This window comes from Sphingobacterium sp. BN32 (assembly GCF_030503615.1).
Lineage (GTDB): Bacteria > Bacteroidota > Bacteroidia > Sphingobacteriales > Sphingobacteriaceae > Sphingobacterium.
Genome location: NZ_CP129963.1, coordinates 329,892 through 352,401, shown reverse-complemented (window position 1 = coordinate 352,401; position 22,510 = coordinate 329,892). Strand labels below are relative to the sequence as shown.

The 22,510-nt window shown below is 41.3% G+C and carries 20 protein-coding genes and 2 tRNA genes; 4 read left to right on the top strand and 18 right to left on the bottom strand.

Annotation, left to right across the window (positions count from 1 at the left end; translation table 11 throughout):
• Positions 1 to 3: 3 nt before the first annotated feature.
• Together QYC40_RS01510 and cdaA are read right to left on the bottom strand one after the other, a co-directional pair.
• Positions 4 to 909, bottom strand: coding sequence for a DUF1338 domain-containing protein (locus tag QYC40_RS01510; protein WP_301992004.1), 906 nt, complete (start codon positions 907 to 909; stop codon positions 4 to 6).
• 105 nt (positions 910 to 1,014) lie between these two features.
• Complete coding sequence (gene cdaA, locus QYC40_RS01505; RefSeq protein ID WP_301992003.1) at positions 1,015 to 1,809, bottom strand: diadenylate cyclase CdaA; 795 nt, start codon at positions 1,807 to 1,809, stop codon at positions 1,015 to 1,017.
• A 106-nt stretch (positions 1,810 to 1,915) separates the two neighbouring features.
• On the opposite strand from cdaA, the gene QYC40_RS01500 reads away from it, so the two are divergent.
• Positions 1,916 to 2,632, top strand: coding sequence for a pyridoxine 5'-phosphate synthase (locus tag QYC40_RS01500; RefSeq protein ID WP_260043281.1), 717 nt, complete (start codon positions 1,916 to 1,918; stop codon positions 2,630 to 2,632).
• 71 nt (positions 2,633 to 2,703) lie between these two features.
• On the opposite strand, the gene lepB is transcribed toward QYC40_RS01500, so the two are convergent.
• Genes lepB through QYC40_RS01475 form a run of 5 tightly spaced genes read right to left on the bottom strand, consistent with a single transcriptional unit; the run spans position 2,704 to position 7,396 of the window.
• The gene (gene lepB, locus QYC40_RS01495; protein WP_301992002.1) at positions 2,704 to 4,134 is read right to left on the bottom strand and encodes a signal peptidase I; all 1,431 of its coding nucleotides are present in this window, start codon (positions 4,132 to 4,134) and stop codon (positions 2,704 to 2,706) included.
• 6 nt (positions 4,135 to 4,140) lie between these two features.
• Positions 4,141 to 4,884, bottom strand: coding sequence for a 4-hydroxy-tetrahydrodipicolinate reductase (gene dapB / locus QYC40_RS01490; protein WP_301992001.1), 744 nt, complete (start codon positions 4,882 to 4,884; stop codon positions 4,141 to 4,143).
• Between the two features lie 22 nt (positions 4,885 to 4,906).
• Entirely contained in the window at positions 4,907 to 5,674 is a 768-nt protein-coding gene (locus QYC40_RS01485; RefSeq protein WP_301992000.1) for a DUF5683 domain-containing protein, read from the bottom strand.
• Positions 5,674 to 6,597 carry a ParB/RepB/Spo0J family partition protein gene (locus QYC40_RS01480; RefSeq protein ID WP_301991999.1) on the bottom strand — a complete coding sequence of 308 codons (924 nt, stop codon included), beginning with the start codon at positions 6,595 to 6,597 and terminating at the stop codon, positions 5,674 to 5,676. Before QYC40_RS01480 ends, QYC40_RS01485 begins: the two co-directional genes overlap by 1 nt.
• Position 6,598: 1 nt before the next feature.
• The gene (locus QYC40_RS01475; RefSeq protein WP_149527284.1) at positions 6,599 to 7,396 is read right to left on the bottom strand and encodes a ParA family protein; all 798 of its coding nucleotides are present in this window, start codon (positions 7,394 to 7,396) and stop codon (positions 6,599 to 6,601) included.
• Between the two features lie 217 nt (positions 7,397 to 7,613).
• On the opposite strand from QYC40_RS01475, the gene QYC40_RS01470 reads away from it, so the two are divergent.
• From QYC40_RS01470 to QYC40_RS01460, 3 genes are all read left to right on the top strand, one after another.
• Positions 7,614 to 8,135, top strand: coding sequence for an NADPH-dependent FMN reductase (locus QYC40_RS01470; RefSeq protein WP_301991998.1), 522 nt, complete (start codon positions 7,614 to 7,616; stop codon positions 8,133 to 8,135).
• A 74-nt stretch (positions 8,136 to 8,209) separates the two neighbouring features.
• Positions 8,210 to 8,890 carry a DUF1080 domain-containing protein gene (locus tag QYC40_RS01465; RefSeq protein ID WP_301991996.1) on the top strand — a complete coding sequence of 227 codons (681 nt, stop codon included), beginning with the start codon at positions 8,210 to 8,212 and terminating at the stop codon, positions 8,888 to 8,890.
• 253 nt (positions 8,891 to 9,143) lie between these two features.
• A complete protein-coding gene (locus QYC40_RS01460; protein ID WP_301991995.1) occupies positions 9,144 to 9,524 on the top strand; it encodes a DUF6686 family protein in 381 nt (126 codons plus the stop codon).
• Positions 9,525 to 9,574: 50 nt separating this feature from the next.
• Here the strand turns inward: QYC40_RS01460 and QYC40_RS01455 are convergent.
• The 11 genes from QYC40_RS01455 to QYC40_RS01405 form a co-directional block, all read right to left on the bottom strand.
• Positions 9,575 to 9,649, bottom strand: a tRNA-Val gene (locus QYC40_RS01455).
• A 9-nt stretch (positions 9,650 to 9,658) separates the two neighbouring features.
• Positions 9,659 to 9,736, bottom strand: a tRNA-Val gene (locus QYC40_RS01450).
• 353 nt (positions 9,737 to 10,089) lie between these two features.
• Positions 10,090 to 12,075 (bottom strand): putative porin, encoded by a 1,986-nt coding sequence (locus QYC40_RS01445; protein WP_301991993.1) that lies wholly within the window; start codon positions 12,073 to 12,075, stop codon positions 10,090 to 10,092.
• A 49-nt stretch (positions 12,076 to 12,124) separates the two neighbouring features.
• Entirely contained in the window at positions 12,125 to 12,940 is an 816-nt protein-coding gene (locus QYC40_RS01440; protein WP_301991992.1) for a purine-nucleoside phosphorylase, read from the bottom strand.
• Positions 12,941 to 13,010: 70 nt separating this feature from the next.
• The gene (locus QYC40_RS01435) at positions 13,011 to 14,522 is read right to left on the bottom strand and encodes a sodium:solute symporter (RefSeq protein WP_301991990.1); all 1,512 of its coding nucleotides are present in this window, start codon (positions 14,520 to 14,522) and stop codon (positions 13,011 to 13,013) included.
• An 8-nt stretch (positions 14,523 to 14,530) separates the two neighbouring features.
• Positions 14,531 to 15,349, bottom strand: coding sequence for an N-acetylmuramic acid 6-phosphate etherase (gene murQ, locus QYC40_RS01430; protein ID WP_301991989.1), 819 nt, complete (start codon positions 15,347 to 15,349; stop codon positions 14,531 to 14,533).
• Positions 15,350 to 15,631: 282 nt separating this feature from the next.
• The gene (locus QYC40_RS01425) at positions 15,632 to 15,775 is read right to left on the bottom strand and encodes a hypothetical protein (protein WP_301991988.1); all 144 of its coding nucleotides are present in this window, start codon (positions 15,773 to 15,775) and stop codon (positions 15,632 to 15,634) included.
• Between the two features lie 25 nt (positions 15,776 to 15,800).
• On the bottom strand, positions 15,801 to 17,639 hold the full coding sequence (locus QYC40_RS01420; RefSeq protein WP_301991987.1) for a PQQ-binding-like beta-propeller repeat protein: 1,839 nt from the start codon (positions 17,637 to 17,639) through the stop codon (positions 15,801 to 15,803).
• Positions 17,640 to 17,697: 58 nt separating this feature from the next.
• Positions 17,698 to 19,137, bottom strand: a complete 1,440-nt coding sequence (locus QYC40_RS01415) for a glycoside hydrolase family 10 protein (protein ID WP_301991986.1) — start codon at positions 19,135 to 19,137, stop codon at positions 17,698 to 17,700.
• Between the two features lie 95 nt (positions 19,138 to 19,232).
• Complete coding sequence (locus QYC40_RS01410) at positions 19,233 to 20,660, bottom strand: DUF4623 domain-containing protein (RefSeq protein ID WP_301991985.1); 1,428 nt, start codon at positions 20,658 to 20,660, stop codon at positions 19,233 to 19,235.
• A gap of 26 nt (positions 20,661 to 20,686) precedes the next feature.
• Positions 20,687 to 22,498 carry a RagB/SusD family nutrient uptake outer membrane protein gene (locus QYC40_RS01405; RefSeq protein ID WP_301991984.1) on the bottom strand — a complete coding sequence of 604 codons (1,812 nt, stop codon included), beginning with the start codon at positions 22,496 to 22,498 and terminating at the stop codon, positions 20,687 to 20,689.
• Between the last annotated feature and the right edge of the window lie 12 nt (positions 22,499 to 22,510).

Here is a 22,510-nt window from a genome sequence, read left to right as displayed (position 1 = left end):
CTTCTAACCTTTTATTTGCGTTGTATATGTACTTTCGAAAATCTTATCGGCGTTGTTGGTCTCAAAACCATCGCGACGATGTTTTGCTTCAAGCTGTTCTTTTGGAACATCTTTAAATTCCGGCAGTACGGAGCGTTCAGCAAATTCAACGTAGCTGCCTGCAATTTGTATAGTCTTCCCGTCGGCAAAAGTTGCATCATAAAGTGCGGAAACTGTACTGCTTTGACGAAGTAAGCCGTCTTCGCTGGTCTTTATCTTTCCACCTGAGGTATTCAGCTTCACACCTATGCTTTCTAAAAAAGCATTGAATTCTTCCAATGTATTATAACCATCTTTCAATTCGTGTATACTGATGGTATAATGATTAAGGTAGTATCGGTTGTAGATTACCCATGCCGCATATTCGCTTTCAGCAAGCAATGTCTGATACTCTTCGGAAGTTGGCAGATCCCATAATGGCTTCTGCAAGAATGCAGCCGCTTCTTCACCGTTGTTAAGATCTAAACGATCAACAGGATCGGAGGTAATATCTTTGGTGTATTTATAAATGATGTCCTGAACCGGTTTACTCAATTCTGAAACACGTAGTTCAGAGACAAATATTCTAGGATATTCCGGTGAAGGTGGAGCAAACCAATAAGCATCTAATTTCTTGCCTTCGAAATAGAAGTAATCTTTCTTTTGATAACCAAAGGAAAGGAAGATTTTCTCGAAGGATTTAATCCCTAGATTAGGGACGCCCAAAGTGCGGAATGCGATATGGTCATTCACAATATCATCTTGCGATTGTACAACTCCGCGTTCCAACAAAGCTTGGGTAATTTTATCTACATCAGCGACATTTTTACGGTAGTGTTCGAATAGATCGTTTAACACCACGTCGACAGGCTTTTTTTCCTCGAAATGCATAGCAATAAAATTTAGATTTACATAATGAATAAAGTTATCGAAAAATCGATAAATAACAACAATTATTCAATAAATAATGCTTGTTGATAAATTTTATTCAGCAAACTAGAGTTCTTCCGCAAGAATCTTCTCTAACTCTTGTGCTGTTAGGTTCATATTTATATTACCATCTTTGGCAAAGGAGATCTCCCCTGTTTCTTCTGAGACGATGACCGCGAAGGCTTCAGAAACTTCCGTTACGCCGATTGCAGCACGATGTCGAAGTCCGAACTGTGGCGGCAGATCATCAGAATCTGAAAGCGGCAATACCGAGCTCGCCGTCATAATTCGGTTATCAACGATGATCACAGCCCCATCGTGCAAAGGGGAGTTCTTAAAGAATATACTCTCCAGAAGACGCTTCGACACGGGAGCATCGATGATCGTACCGCTGGTTTGGTAGTATTCTTCATCAAAATAACGCGAGAAGACTAGCAAAGCACCAGTTTTCGATTTTGACATGTTCTGGCAGGCTTCGACAATAGGCTTTATGAATTCCGTATTATCTGCGTGCGTTGTCTTTTTCGTTCCAAATACCGACCAAAAGAACTTCTTACGGCGCAACGAGATGTTCTTTCCGATGTGCAGCAAGAAGCGTCGTATCTCCTGCTGGAATACAACGATCAGTGCAATGGACCCTACGGATATGAATCCTCCGAATATTTCCGTCAGTAAGCGCATTTCCATCTGCTTCACAACAAGATAGATACCATAGAAAAGCCCCACCCCGATTAAAATATTAACGGCAATAGTTCCTTTGATCAGGCTATACACATAGTAAATAATGATAGCTACGAGAATGATATCGATAAAGTCAAGCAGACGAAAGCCACTTAAGAGATTGAAATCCAGTCCATCCATATAGCATGCAATTTAAAAAATTTTATCCATTGAAGCAGGTATAATAATTCATAAATTGACCGAACATCCCTGCTTAAAAGTGTAAATTTGTAAAAAGACGATCAGCATGACTAAACTATCCGTAAATATTAACAAAATAGCGACATTACGTAATTCGAGAGGTGGCAATGTCCCGAATGTATTAGCAGCTGCACTTGCGTGCGAACGCTTCGGAGCCGAAGGAATTACCGTTCATCCTAGACCCGACGAGCGCCATATCCGTTATCAGGATGTGTATGATCTGAAGGCAAATATTCAGACCGAGTTCAATATCGAAGGGAACTGTCAGGAGCAAAAGTTTATTGACTTGGTGTTGGCCAATACGCCGACGCAAGTAACCTTAGTACCGGACGCATTAGGTCAGATTACATCAAATCATGGATGGGATACCATTAAATACAAAGATTATCTTTCGGATATGGTGAAGCTATTTAAAGACAAGGGTATTCGCGTATCTATTTTTGTCGATCCGATTGAGGATATGGTGGAGGCGGCAGCAGAAACCGGCACCGACCGTATCGAGCTATATACCGAAGCTTTTGCTGCGGAATATGGCTTTAACAAGGAAGAGGCTATCGCACCTTATTTTAAAGCGGCACTGAAAGCGCGCGAAGTAGGACTAGGTTTGAACGCCGGTCATGATTTGGATTTAAATAACTTGCAATATTTCAATCAGCATATTCCAGAATTATTAGAGGTGAGCATCGGGCATGCATTAATTGCAGATGCGCTATACTTAGGTTTGGAGGAAACTATCAAACGCTATCTGGCAGCGTTGAAATAGAAATAATATCATAAAAAAAGAGCGGGCTATTGATTCAATAGCCCGCTCTTTTTTATAATACTTTGGTATTATTATTCAATACCTTTAAATATTCTATTCCATCTGATCTTGGACAGGAAGGTTCCATCTTTATCCCAGCTCATCCAGGTAAATAATGCTTTACCTACGATGTGATCTTCCGGCACGAAGCCCCATCCTCTAGAGTCTAATGAGTTATGTCTGTTATCACCCATCATCCAATAGTAGTTCATCTTGAAGGTATACGAATCTGCTTTGACATTGTTAATATAATAACCGTCGCCACGTTTTTCAAAGGTATTGCCTTCGTAAATCTGAATCGCTCTTTCGTATAACGGCACAGTCAGGCTATCTAATTTAACGGTCCATCCCTTTGCAGGAACATGGATAGGTCCGAAGTTGTCATAATTCCAAACTACACCGCCTTTATAATGCGGGAATGCAGAAGCACCAGGGCTTGCATCTTGCGGCTCGAAGATTTGCTCTCGAAAGCTTTTAACACTTTCCCAAGACTTCACTTGATCAGCTTCTTCTTTCGTCATGTGGAGTACATAAAATCCAATTCCGGGCTCTGTGTTCACTTGATCTACTTCGATACGCATATCTAAAAGACGCTGCATATTTAAGCCATTTGGTTCAGTTTCTACGATATAGTTTGTTTGGAAGTCCGGATCCGTAAATGCAGGTTCGCCATTGACGAAAAGTCTAGCACGCTCCATTGATACAACATCGCCCGGTAATCCCACACAGCGTTTGATGTAATTCTCGCGCTTGTCGATCGGTCTTTCAATCTCCTCTGGAAAGTTGAATACCACCACGTCATAGCGTTTGATATCCTGGAATCCTGGGAGTCGCTTATACGGCACCTTAATGAGTTCTGAATAGGCTTTACCGCCAGTAATCGGCATGGTATGGTGTGCAAATGGAAATGCCAATGGCGTCATCGGAACACGAGGTCCATAGTTTAATTTACTTACGAACAGGAAATCCCCAACGAGTAAACTACGCTCCATGGAGCCAGTCGGAATCATATAGGCCTCAATTAAAAAGCCGCGAATCAAGGAAGCTGCTACAGTAGCGAATATGATGGCATCAGCCCACTCACGCGCAGTAGATTTCTTATAGGGATATTTTTGCTTGAACTCGTCGGTAGTAGAAAGCCCTAAGTACTTGACATTAGGATCCTTTCCCCACATCGGCAATACGATAAACGGAACTAACACCGCTGCGGCATTTTCCCAAAAGCGACGCTTTCCAAATGCCTTGATGAAGTTCAAGTATAGATCGTAAAAGATGAAAATATTGACAATAGGCACAAACAGCCAAATGATCCACCATGTTGGACGACCAACTAGCTGCGCCATCACATATTGTCCGTAAATAGGAACTACAGCTTCCCAACCCTGCTTTCCAGCTTTTCTATATAACAACCATAGCCCATAAAGTGCGCCGATTGTTGCTATGGCAAAAATGATATACCACATATATTTCTAATTATTAAAATCAAACATTTCAGTTACCTGAAAGAACCCCTTCTTACCTAAAAGCCATTCGGCTGCAATAACCGCGCCCAATGCAAAGCCTTCGCGGCTGTGTGCTGTATGCTTAAATTCTATCTGATCAACCTCTGAGCTGTACAATACCGTATGTGTACCAGGAACTTCCTCGATGCGTAAGCTCTCAATTAATAGTTCATCAGGTTTCGGAATAACCTCTTCTCCTGATCCTTCTACAGAATTTACCCAAGTCTTCTTCGCGTCATTATTATCTAGAATTCCCTCTGCAATCGTAATCGCAGTACCACTTGGAGCGTCCAATTTATGGATATGATGAATCTCCTCGACCTGTACGTCATATTGTTTATAGGGATTTATCGCTTTCGCAAGCATCTTGTTGATATGAAAGAATATATTGACACCTATACTAAAGTTGGAGCCATACAATAAAGCCTGATCTGCTTCAATACAAGTTTCACGAACTTCGTCTAAATGGTCATACCAACCGGTAGTTCCCACCACCAAGGGTAAGTTTGCCTCAAAACAAAGACTGATATTTTCTAATGCTGCATGCGGAGTGCTGAAATCGATTGCTAGATCTGCATCCTGCAAGTCTTCGATTTCTATGCTATCCCTATTGCTTTCATCGACGATAAGAACAACTTCATGACCGCGTTTCATAGCAAAGCGCTCAATCAACTGTCCCATTTTGCCGTATCCCAATAAAACAATTTTCATATGTGGTTAATTGGTTAATTTATTATTTGATGGTAAATGTCATTTTCATTCCCGGTGTCAGCAAGCTTCTACCGTTAATTGGCCCCATACCCATGCCAGGCATAGAAGCGTAAGTTGGCAAGAACGTGGGAGATATTTTTAGACTCAAGTCGTTGCTTACATTCCACCGATTCTTCAACATCGAATCCACGTAGGCTTCAACAATATTGAGCCCATACCATCCAACTGTTACCAAGATGGTCAAATCACGATTTCTGCGCGTGTAATCTTTCTGCTTGATTAACCCTGCTTCATCCCATTGACCAAGCGCAGAGTCCGTACCTGTTCCGAACTCCTGTCTGTATCTCAACTCTGCAAGGAACTCCTTATAGTACCATTGCCAATAATCGAATACGACATAAGAGGTTACAAAGCCCCCATAGATTATTGGGACTTTAATCCACCACAATCCTTTATTGGTATATTGGCCCCACCCAGGTAGGATCAATGAACGCTTCCACGCAACGCGGGATAAGTGCTCAATCTCTAACCTAGCAGAGTCTTTCTTGATATTCTTATAGTAATATTTTGCTCTTTCCTTCTCTGCTTTTTCCCGAGCTTTCCGTTCCGCACGTGTCTCTTTTTTAGTGGAATCTTGTGCTTCCTTAAGTTTTGTGGAATCCTGGATGGCTTTCATATCCACCGAATCCTGGAGTTTCACCGTTTTCTTAGTCTCCGGAATGCTGTCCTTAACTTGCGCGATGCTGAGCGAAAAGGAAAATAGAAAAGCAAGTAGCAATGTAAATCTCATTACCAATCTAGTAGTTCTAAAATTCGGCTTAAATCATCTTCAGAAGAGAAAGGGATAACAATGGATCCTTTTCCTTTAGTAGCTTTTAGATCTAGTTTAACACGAGTAGCGAATTTAGAAGCTAAATCATCTTCAATTTTTTGGTATTGAAAGTCTAGTTGATCTGTCTTCTTCGGTTTGCGACGTCTTTTCTCATCAGCTTGCTGAATTTCACGAACTAATTGTTCTGTTTTACGAACTGAGAGTCCTTTTTCCAATATCTCTTGGAAGACAAACAATTGTTTGTCAACTTCCCCGACATTGATTAAAGCGCGCGCATGTCCCATGGATAAATCGCCATCACGAATAGAAGCTTGAATTACGGGAGGTAATTTTAATAAACGAAGGTAGTTGGTTACTGTAGATCTGTTCTTAGAAACGCGATCTCCGAGTTCTTCCTGTTTCAAACTACACTCTTCAATCATCCGTTGGAAACTCAATGCAATTTCGATCGCATTTAAATTTTCACGTTGAATATTCTCAATCAACGCCATTTCCAACATCTGTTGGTCATTGGCTGTACGGACATATGCAGGAATCTCTGTGATACCCGCCATTTTCGATGCTCTTAATCGACGCTCACCGGAAATAAGTTGGTATTCGTTTTTACCTACCTGGCGAACCGTGATCGGCTGAATTAAGCCTTGAACTTCGATCGACTCTGAAAGTTCGCGCAATGCTTGCTCATCAAAATCAGTCCGTGGTTGAAAAGGATTTATAGCAATTTGGGCAATTTGAATAAAATTGATGCTGCCCGCAGGAGGGTTTGGTGTTTTAGGAGCAGGTGTATTATTGCCTGAAGTATTGCTAACTCCAATATTTTCTTGCTGTAATAAAGCACCTAATCCCTTACCCAAGCCCGTTTTACGCTGTTGTGCTGCCATACTATACTGTTACTGTTTGCGTATTTTCTTTTAACAATCCGTTCTTCTCTAATATCTCACGCGCTAAATTCAGGTAGTTGATAGCTCCTTTACATGAAGCATCGTGCATAATCACTGATATACCGAAGCTTGGTGCTTCGCTAAGACGCGTATTACGTTGGATAATGGTATCAAATACCAAGTCATGGAAATGCGTTCTTACTTCTTCTACAACTTGATTTGACAATCTTAAGCGAACGTCATACATCGTCAATAAGATACCTTCGATTTCTAACGCTGTATTCAATCTATTTTGTACAATTTTGATCGTATTTAATAATTTACCCAATCCCTCTAACGCGAAATATTCACATTGAACAGGGATGATTACTGAATTTGACGCTGTTAATGCATTGATGGTGATAAGTCCCAAGGATGGTGAACAATCGATGATGATGAAGTCATAATCGTCTTTCACTTCATCCAAAATACGCTTCATTTTAAATTCACGCTCCTCTAAATTGATCATTTCAATCTCGGCACCTACCAAGTCTATATGAGCTGGTAATAAATCTAAATTTGGAGTATCTGTATGTTGAATAGCCTCTCTAGGGTCTAAATCGTTAACCAAACATTCGTAAATACTAGCTTTAATTGCACGAGGATCGAAACCAATACCAGAAGTAGAATTCGCTTGTGGATCTGCATCAACTAAAAGTGTTTTATATTCTAAAACGGATAAGCTCGCTGCAAGATTGATTGAGGTAGTGGTTTTCCCAACTCCTCCTTTTTGATTGGCTATGGCAATAATTTTTCCCATGATGATTCCTCAGATTTTGAAACTTCGTCTACTGTGCCTATATAAGTTTCAATCTGCAAATTAACATACCTTTGTGATATAAGACACTTAAATGATGTTAAATTTCTTAATTTTGAAGCTATTCTAAAGCACAGTATACTCAGGATGCTAAGATACAAAAAATTGAATTAGGTATCGACAACCATCTAACATGCTTTTTATAAGTAACATATAAACAATGAATTTAATTATCTCAGGCACAAACCGCAAACGTTCTAACTCCTTAAGAGTCGCAAAATTCTATCAACAAGAGCTTATGAGACGCGGTGAGCAGTTCGAAATTTTGTCCTTAGAGGACTTGCCTGACAACCTTTCTGTAACAGATCTTTATGGCCAGCGTAGCGATGAATTCGCATCGATTCAAGAGAAAGTGTCGACGGCACGAAAATTCATTTTTATTATCCCTGAATATAACGGCAGCTATCCGGGAATACTGAAACTATTCGTTGATGCCTGTTCCTTTCCAAGTTCTTTCTACCACAAGAAAGCAGTACTGGTCGGACTCTCTACCGGCAAATACGGAAACATTCGCGGCGTCGACCATTTTACCGGCGTCTGCAATTATTTAAGAATGCATGTGCTTCCTTTAAAAATTCATATTCCATTAGTACAAAACGAATTAAACGAAGAGGGTAACATCAATGATCCCCTTACGTTAAAGTTCATCGACGAACAGATGGACGAAATAGCAAAATTCTAAATCTATTCGATTACGTTTTTCTATTGTTGATGTAATTGCCTATTTTAGAATTCGCAGTCACATCAACAATTCCTATGTACAAACTATTAAGCATACCCGCGCTTCTATTGATTATTTCCGCTTGCTCAACTCACAATACCGATGAGCGCATTTTTAACGGCAAAAATCTCGATGGCTTCCATATTTATAATCAAACAAAAACAAACTCCAAATGGAAGGTCAGCGATGGAACATTACTTTGCGACCCTAAATCCGACGGAATCTTCGGAGACCTCGTGACTGACCAGGAATTTGAAGACTTCGAACTCAGCTTTGAATGGTGGGTAAAAAAGAGCGGAAACAGCGGGGTCTTCATCAATGTAAAGGAAGATACCGCATTTGCTGCCACATTTGCGACAGGACTGGAGATGCAACTTCTTGATAACGCCAATGCTGAACATCGACATCAAATCGACTCCACACACTGGGCAGGATGTTTGTACAGCGTTGCATGCAATGCTCAAAACTCCAAACCGAAACCTTATGGCCAATGGAATACAGCAAAGATCATTCAGAACAAAGGCATAGTGAGCTTCTGGCTTAATGAAAAACTTACTTTTCAGGATGATATCAATAGCACCTCCTTTATAGAAAAGGTTGCAAAAAGCAACATGAAAAATTATCCAGCATTTAACACCTTCAAAAGCGGGAAAATTGCGTTTCAGAATCATACCGACTCTGTAGGCTTCAGAAATATCCGAATGAAGCGGCTTTAAACCATTATCTGACCTCTCCACTTCATGGAGTATTGTAGACAAATTTTAAAAGCACATACTACAAGCACATTCGTAACGTTCTACAGTTAGGTTAAGAAATTACGGCATGTTTAGTAGATTATAATCGAAATGTCATAAATAGAATCCTTGTCATATTTATTTATAACGATTCTAAATAAGCTGTATATTTATATCCACGAAGGACGAAAACTTCATTTTCATACAAAGTCCTGTTTACCCGCATAAGATAGGTATGCGGGTAAACCAGGCACAAGTAGAATCCTGTAGATATAAATTCGAAAACTCTATGGCCTGCAACAGACCAACTATACTTGCCCGAAACGAACTAGGATTTATTAGCATGCCTGATGGCTCCAATTTAATCCACCTCTGCTTTAATAATCTTCACATAAACTTCTCCGCCGATGAATTTATTGCATTCCGAAGGATTGTAAAAGATTTGCTTCAGGAAGATTGTCGAATTCCATTCCCCGACGGAACCATGCGGGTACTGTTGAACACACCCTACGAGGGGTTAAATTTCTCGTTTAACCACGTAGAGCTGAACCAACTCGCCAGCACGCTGGATGAAGCATACTACATGCGGATGATTTACTCCTACATGAACGATTAATACCAAATTTCCACATACAAAAAAAGCATCAATTTCTTGATGCTTTTTTGTGGAGGCTACTGGATTCGAACCAGTGACCCTCTGCTTGTAAGGCAGATGCTCTGAACCAGCTGAGCTAAGCCTCCTTTTATTTTTGGTGGAGAATACTGGATTCGAACCAGTGACCCTCTGCTTGTAAGGCAGATGCTCTGAACCAGCTGAGCTAATTCTCCTTTTCCGTCTTGCGGTGTGCAAATATAGGTCTAAAAATTGATTTGCAAAATTATTTGAGAAGATTTTTATTAAAAAAACAGCAATTTATTCAAACCCAAATAGATAAAATTACATGATTCTGCATCTAAGAACTCGACGAGAGGCCATCTCCACAAAATTGAGCCCTATACAGCACCCCTTATATCGATGATAAACTAGATCTTCACAAATTCCACTTACGTTACACTCATCTATAACCAGCAAAATTGGCTAAGAAAAAAATAGCTTGAATCTGCCACTAATATTTAATGTACATGCGATAGCATTCCGAAGGGCTATCATGCATTCGAACAAAGAACAAGAAACTAATTATCTAATCATAAAACTTCCAGGAAACTCCGAAACGAAGGAATGCCGGATTCATTGGATAGCGGCGAACCGTATAATATCCCTTCGGATACACATGCTGATTCGCGAAATTATAACTCAAGAATAAGTTTACCCGATCGATATTGGCGGTAAGCCAAAAATCGACAATAGGATAAGTCGAGAAATTGATCCCTACTTGATCATTGTAAAACTGTCCGGCGTTGATCGCGTAAGATGGCGTACGGAAAGGCGTATTAAAGCGAACATCCGCACCGATCCGGAAGTCCATCACCTTGTACAGAATATTTGCGTAATAGAGGCTATGGAAGGTATACAATTCTGGCGTTGCCAAGATATCCATTGCATCCGACTTCTGATAAACCACCATATTGTCTAGGTGGAATCTGCGGAATTTAAAATTCTGCCCCACTGTCAATTTCAGTAAGTTTAAATTACCAGCCTGCGTAGGTGTAATCGCACGCGAGATCACTTGATTGGTTGCTGGATCCATACTTTCCGTGAAGTAGGTGTAGTTATTAATTAGGAAGTACTCTAATTTACCGCTGAAGCCAATCTTCTTATTCGCGTAGGAGAAATTTAGGTTCTGTGTTTTTATCTTATCTAAGCCAAGATCTGCCCAGCTGTGGTAGGTCAGGTTAGCCGTTTCATAAATCATTGCTGGCGACTGATTTTGCGTATAAGCGCCAATTCGCAAATTTCCGATTACATCATTCAAGTGTACATCCGCATAGGCCTCGTATAGGAAGTCGCCAAAATTTCGACCCAGAAGAATCTGTTTTGCCGAGAAATTGACATCCACCTTGTCGCTAAACTTATAGCCAATGTTACCTTTCACCATGCTGTTTTGATACATCTGACTCAGCACACTATCAGTATACCAGATCAAATCGTTCTGGAAGCCCAACTCCACCCGGGCTTCGTTTTTCAACGTTTTGCCGCGCAGAAAGAAGCTATAGGTAAAATCATTAGAGATTGTCGTAATTTTTGTTGTATCATGTACCTCTACAAAACTAGCTAGCGGAAAAGCATTATTTGCGTCCGCCTCATTCTTGAAGAATAAGAATTTTTGTTGCCTGATACTCGAGTTATGCGCGATGACATTTGTCGGGTGAATTTCCGCATCCGGAGCACCCTTGTTCACCGTGTCCAAGCGTCCCATATAGTAGGACTGTCGCAAGAATAATCCAAAATCTTTCCATTTATTATATGGACGGTTTTTCTGCTGACCATTCAACCGGACGGGGTACCGAGCCGGATTTCCCGAGCTTTCCGTATCATCCCGAAACAAAGTATCGTTCAATACCGAGCCGTTCTCCGTCGCATCAACGGTATTGAACGTAAAGTTTGTCAATAAGTTATAACGTTTGTTTGGCGACTCGTACCAAGAAAAGATAGCCCCTTTACGATCGCTATATTCCTGATTTTTGTAATAGCCATCCGTATTGCTCGCATGGTATTCCGCACCGATATTGAGGTTTGGATTAATATTCTGCGCAATGCGGGCCTTGAAGACCTGATCGTCAAAGAAAAAACCTACTGCATAGAGTTCGGAAAACCGCGCTCTCGCGCGAAAATACTCCACAGAATCAGGGTGTAGGATATAGCGTTCTAACGCACGATATCCAGACTGGAAACCTATATTCTTATTCGCATTGAACAATAGATCCCGTGTCGCTAAACCATAAGAGCCCAAGTTGATACTCGGGTTCCAGGGCAAGTTTTGCTTATTATAATATTGAAAATTAACGTGTGATGTATCTAACTGATAGGTTTTCGTGAAACGCTTCATCGTCGCCAGATTTGTATAGCGGACGTATTTTGCGGTAAAAACCACGGAATCTTTCTTGTTATCTTCTTTGGCTCGCGCTGAATCGAGCGCCGAACTGAATTCATCTTCCACCTGCGCATATAGCTTTGGGGAAAGTGCAAACAAGACCAATATTAATAACAACCTACTCAGTACACTCATGTAACGATCTCTAAATAAACGCCCTCAAAAATAGGGCAAAAATCCAAGATTATTGCAATGCAATCAATTCTTTTAAAATACTTGTCATCTTCGGCTCGGCCTCCGTCGCGACTTCAACAATCTCTTTTAGCGAAACTGGTTTCAAATCGCTATGAAAGCCCTCGTCTGTTATCACCGAAATAGCAAAGACTGGCAGGCTCATATGATTAGCAACAATAACCTCCGGAACAGTACTCATCCCTACAATATCACCACCTATGATACGCATGTAACGATATTCTGCCCTGGTTTCCAAGTTTGGACCCGGTGCAGAAACATAAACAACCTCATGCGCAGTCACACCGAGTTTATTGGCGATTTCCATACCTTGCTTGATCATCCCTTTGTCGTAAGGCTGACTCATATCCGGAAAACGAGGTCCCAAATCATCATCGTTCGACCCTCGTAACGGATTATCCGGCAATAGGTTGATATGATCTTCGATAATACCAATATCGCCCTTCTTAATCGCTGGATTCAACGAGCCTGAAGCATTCGACACAAACAACTTGCTGATGCCCAAAGCCTTCATAACACGTACCGGAAAAGTGATCTCCTGCATGTTGTAACCTTCATAATAATGCAAGCGACCCTGCATCGCTACAACGCGACGTCCATTGAGCTTACCAAAGATTAGCTTGCCGGTATGAAATTCAACTGTTGATATGGGGAAGTTGGGAATATTAGCATACATCATCTGATGTTCAACCTCGATCTCATTGACAAGTTTGCCAAGTCCGGTGCCTAATATAATTCCAAATTCTGGAGCGAAGTCGCCGATCTTGCGGCGTATAGAGTGGATAGATTCGTCGATTAAATGATACATGTGTGCAAAATATACTTAGTAGTCAAAACTACTGGATTTTTTTTGCACACACAAATCATTCAAGCAGGCATTATTTACTGCCCGCAATTTTACCTTCAACCTTGCCAGGAGAAGTAATTAATAACAACAAGTAAGTAATCAAACCATTATAAACAATCAGTTCGAATCCAATTTTATAGGCCGTATGAGGCAACACATATTGATTCAGTAAGAATATCAATAATGGAGAAATCACACATACAAAAGGCACTAAATTATCATTGACTCTTCGCTTGGTTAAAATTCCGAAAGAGAACAAGCCCAATAATGGTCCATAAGTATATCCGGCAATTTTAAAAATCGCGGATACGACAGATTCATCATTTATCCAATGGAAAAGAAGAATCACTAATAGCATAACAATAGAAAATCCTAAATGAACGAAGTTACGTTGCTTGACCAATTTAGGATCGTTCGGATTCTCTTTCTTATTGAAGTTCAAAAAGTCGACACAGTAAGATGTCGTCAATGCTGTTAGTGCAGAATCCGTTGTTGCGAAGGTCGCAGCTGTTAGACCCATCATGAAAATAATACCCGGCAATAGCGTCAAATGACGTAAAGCAATCTCCGGATACAAATAATCTGACTTCCCTAAATCAGCTAATTTAATGCCGTTCGCATCTGCATAGAAATACAATAATGCACCTACCGCTAAGAAAAATAAGTTGATGACGATAAAAATACTAGTAAAGGTCATCATGTTCTTTTGCGCTTCACCAATTGTTTTCATACTCAGGTTCTTTTGCATCAAATCTTGGTCTAAGCCCGTCATTGCAATCGTGACAAAGGCACCACCGATAATATGCTTCAAAAAGTGTCTCGTATCGCCAAGCAGATTTTCCCAAATAAAGATCTTCGAATAAGAACTCTCTTTAACCTTTTCAAAAGCTTCGAACACGGTTAACCCAAGCCCGTCCGCCATAAAATAGATCGACAATATAACTGCTAATAACAGGAAGGTTGTCTGTAGGGTATCCGTAATGATAATCGTCTTGAGCCCACCTTTATTGGTATACAACCAGATCAATAATAAGCAGACTGCTACCGTTAAGATAAAAGGTACATTCCAGGCATCGAAGATATAGCGTTGTAATACGATGGCGACAAGATATAAGCGAAATGCAGAACCGATCGTTCTGGAAATCAAGAATATCATCGCTCCGGATTTATAGCTCTTATGACCTAACCGTTCTTCCAAATACGTATAAATAGAGGTTAGGTTCATGCGATAGTAAAGCGGCAATAACACGTAGGCGATGATGACAAAGCCAATCGCATTCCCGATTACAAATTGGAAATAACTGAAGTTATTGGGATCCGACATCCCACCGGGCGTATTACCGACGTCTCCAGGAACGGAAATGAACGTAACACCGGATAATGCCGTACCAATCATTCCGAAGGCAACCATGTACCATTTGGCATTACGGTTGGCAACGAAGAATGTTGAGTTATCTGAAGAATCCTTTGACGTGAAATAAGAAACCGCCAGCAAGACTCCAAAATAAACAACAAGAAAGGATAATAATATAATAGGTGACATATGTTTGTTTAGCTATTCTTTTCTAGGTTGAAGTTATCGATCGCCTTGCGCACATTACCGAATTTCTCGATCAAAGCGGTAGCTGTTTGCTCGTCGGTTCCGGTCTCTGCCATCACCATACGAACACCTCTCCCCACCAATTTATGGTTCGATAGCTGCATGTCCACCATTTTATTTCCCTTAACACGTCCTAACTGAATCATAACAGCCGTACTGATCATGTTTAAAGCTAGTTTTTGCGCTGTTCCAGCTTTCATACGAGTAGAACCTGTCACAAACTCAGGGCCTACGATCAGTTCTACCGGGTACTGTGCGATGGCAGCAATTGGCGAGTTGCCATTACATACAATACATCCTGTAGCAATGCCCATCTCATTCGCTTTCTCCAATCCGCCGATAACGTAAGGAGTCGTCCCTGAAGCAGCAATACCGATTACAACATCGTTAGTATTGATTGCATACTCCTCAAGGTCTTTCCATGCTTGTTGCTCGTCATCTTCTGCAAATTCAACAGCTTTACGGATGGCCGTATCGCCACCAGCGATCAGGCCGATAACCCAATCAAAAGGAACACCATAAGTCGGCGGGCATTCCGAAGCATCCAAAATACCTAGACGTCCGCTTGTACCAGCACCAATGTAAAAAAGACGACCGCCTTTTTTCATACGCTCCACAATCACCTTAACCAAGGATTCAATATGAGCAATCTCCCTCTCCACCGCCAACGGAACGGTTTTATCTTCGTTATTAATATTTGTCAGAATTTCGTGAACAGACATCTTGTCCAAGTCCTGATAATGGGAATCCTTTTCCGTTGTGTTGATCATACTATGTAGCATTTTGAAATACCTATATATAACTTTTCGTAAATATGCGATTTTTTATTAAAAACCGCAACAACATGCACTCTCGTTTTTTATAAACTTTTGATAGGCGAATTTATCACTTTTCCATTTTAATAAATCAAATAATTCACACTATCGATTAAAAAATTACCCCGTATTCGAGGTTATAATTGATAAATCAACAATTTCCTAACGTTAAGTTGACATCATCAATTTAAAATATTAAGCAAACTTCTATTCTGCCGATTCGGGACAAGCTCAGTTTTAATATTTCCAACGATGATAAACGTGCAATTTTATGCGCGTTTTACCTCCTGTTTTTTTCAAAAAGCCGAGTATTTCCTCCGAATAAGCAGCACGTGTAACAAGCTTAGCAATAATTCCCGTACGAATTCCTCGCGAATTCATGGGTTATTGTGAGAAATGAAACGAACTAATAAGATAACATGCTTATCTTTCCATCCATTGTACTGACAACGACCTTATTTTTCCATAGAAGCAGTGGATTGATCATCGCATTGGATACCTTATACTGCCACTTTACTTTTCCTGACTTTGCATCGATCGCACTAAATAATCCCTTATCACTAGGCACAAACACCATTCGACCTTTACTCTGTATAGCGGTGGGTGCTAATTCATAGGGTAATTTCAGATTAGATTTCCAGGTGATTTGCATACTGTCCGCCATGACCGGAACGCCAATCAGCTCGCCATCCATCGTCTTTGCATAAACCAGCTTTTTATTTGATGAAAGTCCCATCGACTCCCGCACCTTTTCCGTATCCTTTTTCTCGCGCCATATTGTTTTGCCGGTTTTCAAATCTATAGCCGTCATGTATCGGTCGGGAGCAACAATAAAGACCCTGTTCTTATGCACAACGGGATAACATGCCGCCGCTGAAAACATCCTGTTCTGATGTCCATTCCACCACTCCCACTGTAGTGCTCCACTGTTTTGATCGAGCGCATAAAAACCATTTCCCCAAGATCCAAAGATCACTTTGCCATCTGCCAAAGTGGGCAATGTGGAAACATAGCCCTTGACTTGATCAAACTGCCATAATAGCTTCCCGTCTGCGATCCGAATACATCTAAAAATACCGTCAGAAGCACCGATAAACGCTTTCCCGTTTGCTACGGCTGCTGATCCTAACACAGCTTTCTTTGCTTCAAGCTTCCACTTTAGCGCACCTGACTTCGAGTCCAGACCATAAATGAAATGATCCGTAGAGCCCACAACCAGCGTTCCTTCATGAAATGCCGGCGTCGCATATACTTTCCCGCCTGTTTTGAATGTCCACGCTCGTTTCCCATCTTGTAAATCCAACGCAAAGACTTCACCAACGGTATTTGCTGTAAACAACAGCTTCCCGTCTGTACTCATGCCTGCGCCTATATCTCCATGATCTTGATACGCCCAAACCAATCTTGCAGTCGTTGATTTATTGACATTATAGTCCGGACGTGCATATTGCCCTTCTGTTCCTTTCTGCACAGGACGAAGCGCTACTTTCAACCATGGATCCTCCGTATTGATTAACGGTCGACGCACTTGAAAAATTGCTGAATCGTTACGAATCGTGATTAAGTTGTATCCACCAACAGCTTCTTTTGCTCGGAGGTTCGACCGCAACATAACTCCCGGAATCCCCTCCCAATCGTATAAACGATTTTGATGGCCATGCCCACATAAAGCCAACTGTACATTACGCGTCTTCAATCGATCAATCGATTCAAACCAGTTGTTCAAGGACTCGTCTAATGGATAATGATTGATTGCGATCAGTGGTGTTTCCTTATTTGGATATTCCTGAAAAATCGAGTCCATCCAGACGAGATTCTCTCTAGGAATCTGACCCGGACTCATCCGCATATTCGGACCTGAGGCCGTGCCAATGATATCATAACCCTTGTGCTTCAAAAAGAATGTTTCCCTTCCAAAAACACGACGGAAGCTATTCGCACCACTTTCCGACCAATTGCTGTCGTGGTTTCCCGGGATGACAAACCAAGGCCGTTGAATACTATCTAAAATACGCTTCGCTAAAAGTAACTCTTCATCGGATCCAAACTCGGTAATATCGCCCGAGAAGATCACAAAGTCGATATTCTTAAGCTCATTAATGTCCCGAACGGTACGACGTAGATCATCCGCGCCAGTTGAGCCACCGACATGCGTATCTGTAACCTGAGCGAAACGAAAGGATTGGGCAAAAGAAATTTGCCCACATAGCAAAAAGATGAAAACAAAAAGTCTCGGCAAATACATGAAAACAATAAAAGTTTAGGTCGTTAATAAGGCTTCCTATGGTTAAGGAAGCCTCTTGTTATTTTTGTAAAGGTGTTGATTCTTGACTTTCTACATGATCCGAATTTACCGTGGTAACCACGTAATAACCAGATTTAGAAACGCTTAATTTAGTTTCTTTCGTAAAAGCCAATAACTCGCCTTCTGCTGTCAAACTCGCAAAATAATAAACTGCCGATTTAACATCGCCCGTTGTTGACCAAGTTAATTCATTTCCAGTAAGCTTCACATTCGTCGGTGTAACCGGCGGTGGAGCAACTGCTCGGCCAAAGAAAGGCATAAGGACATCCTTCGAATAAAGCTCCGCTAATTTATCAGTAATACCAATGCGATTCGCTAAAATATCGCGCGAACTATACATCACGCTCCCTCTTACATACTGATTTTTACGAGCTAAATCAAACTGTTTAACCAACTCAGCTGTATTTTGAAACGCTGCACCTCCATCGGCTGCCCCGAATTTATAAAAACCATGTCCAATCACCAAACCTGCTTTTCCACGGAATTGAGACCATGTTGCTAAGTTGCGCTCAAAAGGATTGAAAGAGTTGCCGATTTCTTGATAAAGCTGAGGAATCAAAATGTCAACCCAGCCTGATGAAGTCCATTTCGCTACATCAGCAAAAAGCCCATTGTAGTTATTGTCTTTATTGGCGCCCGGTGAAACGGAAAATACCATTTGGGGTTTCGTTGTTTTGACTGTATTGAAGACCCCTTCAATCGCCTTGTCTACATTCCCTCTTCTGAAATCCGCTTTGTTGCTATAACCAGCCCCATATTTTTGGTAATCGGCATCATCAGGATGTGTTTCACCTGAAGGGTAGAAATAGTCGTCAAAATGAATTCCATCGACATTATATTTCGTGATAAAATCTTTGACAATATCATTTAGACGCTGGCGCACTTCTGGCAATGCCGGGTTGTAAATACGTATCGTCGGATAGTCGATTACCCAGCTTGCATTAACCGACGGATGTAGCGCCGGATAGGCTGCAGTTGCTGATGCGCGCGTAGAGATACGGTAAGGGTTCATCCAAGCGTGAAATTCCATGCCGCGAGCATGCGTTTCTTCGATTAAGAAGTTCATGACATCGTAGCCAGGATCCACACCGCGTGTTCCCGACAGTGCGGCAGACCAAGGTTCGTAAGGCGAATTATAGAACGCATCGCCCATCCCTTTGACCTGAAAAAACACAGCGTTAAATTTTAATGCTTTCAATCGATCCAGGATCTGTATATACTTTTGTTTCTGCGCAGCTTCGCCACGCACTCCTGGCCAGTCAAGCTCCCATACGGTCGCAATCCAAGCGCCTCGCATCTCCTTAGTAGGAAATTTCAAAGTCGTTGCAGGAGGCTCAGGCTCTGGCGTAGTCCCTGGTCCATCGGAACTCTTGCTACAGCTATTCAGCAATAGCGCAAGCACAAAAAATAAGCTAAAATAAATTGATATTCTTTTCATCTATAATTGGTTTTAAAAGAAAGAAAGGACGCCCAAACACCGATCAACAATCAGCGCTAGACGTCCTCTCTCCTTATATTAATCAAAAGATCTCATTAATCTGTTGCCACGTTTACAGGAAACTCAACGATTGCAAATCCGGCATCCGTAGTCGCTCCGTAAACCATTAATTTCTGGTCTTTCCCAGCAGCATCTTTTACCACATAAAATCCTGATTGCGTACCAGGCGCAGTATTGGTCGCCGCTGAAATAGAGAACTCATACACAGGTTTCTTATCACCTTGCTCAAATGCTGTTAATGCATCAACGACGTTTGCTCCTGCAGTGATATTATAAATTCTCATTACCGCATCAGGCGCTGTATTTGCTGTTCTTGGAATGGTTACCACCAATAAATAACGTTGACCATTGAAGTTAACGATACGAGGATCCCCAGAGTGTACTGGAATCGAAGTAACACCCATGGTATAGGCCACACTACCCGCATTGTTTAATACAGCGATAGGTTTATCATGACCCGTAACTAGGTACGACTCTGTACCGGCAATATGATTGTATGAAGACCATTGTCCGTAGGTTGTACGTGTATCGAAAGAGATCGTCTCTGTAACCTTATTATAATTCTCAATTTTCACGCGCATAACCTGAACACCCGCAGAGATGAAGAACGCATAACCATTTCCGTTTGCATCCAAGTCTAACGAGAAATTATCTCCGTGACGAGCGCCAGCACCTACAATAGAACCTACATTGATGTTGGCAATAACTTCCGGAGCGGATGTAGGGGTTGCCCAGTGATAGATTTTTAATGGCGACGATGCAGCGGTTGATAAATTGGCTACATAGCTATGTCCATTTATTTGAGCACCCATATTATGCGTGTAAGTACCACCGGTAACACCTGTTACATTCAGTTTTATTGGGTTCAGACGATTCGCTTTCAAATCTTCCACTGGAAGTAAATGTATTCCTGTAGCACCTCTACTAACCACTAATACATATTTACCATCAAATCCTGATCCTCTCGTCAACTGTCCGCCCCAACCAATATAAGTAGGATTTCCAATCGGATTGCTCGAATAGTCGAAAACAGTTGGCTTCGTGAAGTCTGCCCCATATACAGGCACTTTGAAACGGATCAATGCCTTATATTCTTTAAATCGAGGAGCGTTCAACACTTTGATAATAATCTCTTTTTCAGCATCGCCTGATTTATATGGAATATTATAAACAGCATTTTCTATGCTCGCTCCCTCCGATGTTTCCACCTCAAATTTTAGGTTTGAAAAATCCGATAAGGTATCGATGCGCGGAAAGGAGATTGTTTTTTTATTCTCATCTATCTTTCCTTCTAAAACCTCCGTTCCACTTTTACCCGCATTAACAATGCGAATAGCTTTTAGATCTGTATATTTATCGGATTCCACATTACCTGGAAAATCCTCCGAACAAGAACTAAAACCTGCAAGGCCAATTAGCGCGATAATCACAGCACCAATAAAGCGGTTTAATTTCATTTTCATATGGTTAATCTATTATGAATTCATTATTAGTTTTGCGGCCATCCTTGTGTTTGATCCAAGACATAACCCTTCGCTTCATACTCAGCGATTTGGTTTCTACCAACCGGCGACAAGTATGGGTTTATATTCACCTGATTCAGGAACGGTAATCGATCTGCATTTTGTATATAACGATAGAAACCATTCATTTTCGCAGGACTACTTGGATCCGCAGCGTTGAAAACTTCAATCTGTCCATTCAGCTTCACAACGGATACACCTGTTTTCAAATCGCCAGGTAGCTCTTTTAAGAAATTTACCCAACCGCCAGATAGTAAGTCTGGATTTTGCTGTGTATCCATGTATTGCAATTTCGACCAACGCTTAAGATCTGCTAAGCGAGAATGTTCAAACGTCATTTCCATACGGCGCTCTCTACGAATCTCCCAAATCAAACTGGAAACCTGAACATCGCGCTCTGAATCCTGAGGTAAGTCGCCTAACTTCATCGGTGCTGTCTTTTTCACCCCTTTTTCAATAGCCTCTGCCGCCAACGGACGTTGTCTGATTTTGTTGATTGAACGGTCAATATCCGCCTGCGAAACTGCTACACCACCAAGGGTCGCTAATTCAGCCTTGGTTTCGATCCAGTTCAACAATACTTCGGCATAACGCAATACTGGCGCGTCAGTGGTATTGTTTGCTCCTGAATATGGAACTCCTGGCGCTCCGCCAGACGCGACGCGGTTTTGAACATCTCTTGGTAAGAATTTCGTGATATATAAATACGACGCTCTATTTCTGATCGAAGGATCTGTGTGGAACGTAGCTTCAAAACGAGAATCCCTTGTCTTAACCAAAGAATCTAGTGTAAAATCGCTCGCTGGCGCTAAATCCGAATTTTGCCAAACTTTACCATCAATACAGATGTATGATTTAATTAGATCGGTCGTTGGACCATACGTTATATTCTCTGCTAAGTTATGTAGAGAAAGGATCGTGTGTTTAACATCAACCGCGTCGTCATACTGTCTATAAAGAACCATGTCTTTGTTGCCAGCTAAATTCTCGGAAGTAAATTGCGAACGGTAATCAGTAACAATATCATATTTCCCACTTGCGATAACCATCTCGCCTGCTCTCAATGCTAATTCGAAAAACTTCTTCGCGCGTTCATTATTTTTATCATAATATTTTTGCCAAGAGCCTTCGTTCATGGCAAGACGAGACACGAAACCAGCCACCACATAACGGTTTACATTTTGAACACCATCGTTCAAACGTACATTCTCTAGAGCAAAGCTTAGATCGTCATACACATGATCCATTACTTCGTCACGTGGTGTACGTTTTTTGTAAAGCTCATCGGTTTCATCAATATCTACCGGTCTATCGTAGTAAGGAACATCTCCATACGATTGTACCAATTGAGAATAACGGAACGCTCTAAAGAAACGACCTATACCCATCCAGTGATTAAAAGCTTCTGCACTAAGAACAGAGTTCATTCTGTTCTGCACACGGTCAATCATGATGTTGATCGAACGGATGTTGCTATAGCTCCAAATTTGACTTACAGGTACCGCTCTTGTGAACTGCGACTGATTACCTTGAAACAATAAGTCATCGCTAAACGTATAACCGGCTAAAAGGGCATCACCATTATCAAATCCTTTTCCATAACCAACGAAGAAGTCGGTGTAATATTTATTTGCATACAAACGAACATTTTCTTCTGTCGTCCATGCGTTATCGTCGTCTGCTTTGGTAAGCATCGGTCTGTCTAAGAATTTTTCACAACTGCTCAAACTGCTTAGTGCCAATGCTGCCGCGACGAATATGCTATATTTAATTTTCATAATAATTTCCTC

Excerpts from the sequence above, each read along its gene's own strand:
- QYC40_RS01510 (WP_301992004.1), bottom strand. The coding sequence starts at position 909 with ATGCATTTCGAGGAAAAAAAGCCTGTCGACGTGGTGTTAAACGATCTA.
- cdaA (WP_301992003.1), bottom strand. The coding sequence starts at position 1,809 with ATGGATGGACTGGATTTCAATCTCTTAAGTGGCTTTCGTCTGCTTGAC.
- QYC40_RS01500 (WP_260043281.1), top strand. The coding sequence starts at position 1,916 with ATGACTAAACTATCCGTAAATATTAACAAAATAGCGACATTACGTAAT.
- lepB (WP_301992002.1), bottom strand. The coding sequence starts at position 4,134 with ATGTGGTATATCATTTTTGCCATAGCAACAATCGGCGCACTTTATGGG.
- dapB (WP_301992001.1), bottom strand. The coding sequence starts at position 4,884 with ATGAAAATTGTTTTATTGGGATACGGCAAAATGGGACAGTTGATTGAG.
- QYC40_RS01485 (WP_301992000.1), bottom strand. The coding sequence starts at position 5,674 with ATGAGATTTACATTGCTACTTGCTTTTCTATTTTCCTTTTCGCTCAGC.
- QYC40_RS01480 (WP_301991999.1), bottom strand. The coding sequence starts at position 6,597 with ATGGCAGCACAACAGCGTAAAACGGGCTTGGGTAAGGGATTAGGTGCT.
- QYC40_RS01475 (WP_149527284.1), bottom strand. The coding sequence starts at position 7,396 with ATGGGAAAAATTATTGCCATAGCCAATCAAAAAGGAGGAGTTGGGAAA.
- QYC40_RS01470 (WP_301991998.1), top strand. The coding sequence starts at position 7,614 with ATGAATTTAATTATCTCAGGCACAAACCGCAAACGTTCTAACTCCTTA.
- QYC40_RS01465 (WP_301991996.1), top strand. The coding sequence starts at position 8,210 with ATGTACAAACTATTAAGCATACCCGCGCTTCTATTGATTATTTCCGCT.
- QYC40_RS01460 (WP_301991995.1), top strand. The coding sequence starts at position 9,144 with ATGCGGGTAAACCAGGCACAAGTAGAATCCTGTAGATATAAATTCGAA.
- QYC40_RS01445 (WP_301991993.1), bottom strand. The coding sequence starts at position 12,075 with ATGAGTGTACTGAGTAGGTTGTTATTAATATTGGTCTTGTTTGCACTT.
- QYC40_RS01440 (WP_301991992.1), bottom strand. The coding sequence starts at position 12,940 with ATGTATCATTTAATCGACGAATCTATCCACTCTATACGCCGCAAGATC.
- QYC40_RS01435 (WP_301991990.1), bottom strand. The coding sequence starts at position 14,522 with ATGTCACCTATTATATTATTATCCTTTCTTGTTGTTTATTTTGGAGTC.
- murQ (WP_301991989.1), bottom strand. The coding sequence starts at position 15,349 with ATGATCAACACAACGGAAAAGGATTCCCATTATCAGGACTTGGACAAG.
- QYC40_RS01425 (WP_301991988.1), bottom strand. The coding sequence starts at position 15,775 with ATGAATTCGCGAGGAATTCGTACGGGAATTATTGCTAAGCTTGTTACA.
- QYC40_RS01420 (WP_301991987.1), bottom strand. The coding sequence starts at position 17,639 with ATGTATTTGCCGAGACTTTTTGTTTTCATCTTTTTGCTATGTGGGCAA.
- QYC40_RS01415 (WP_301991986.1), bottom strand. The coding sequence starts at position 19,137 with ATGAAAAGAATATCAATTTATTTTAGCTTATTTTTTGTGCTTGCGCTA.
- QYC40_RS01410 (WP_301991985.1), bottom strand. The coding sequence starts at position 20,660 with ATGAAAATGAAATTAAACCGCTTTATTGGTGCTGTGATTATCGCGCTA.
- QYC40_RS01405 (WP_301991984.1), bottom strand. The coding sequence starts at position 22,498 with ATGAAAATTAAATATAGCATATTCGTCGCGGCAGCATTGGCACTAAGC.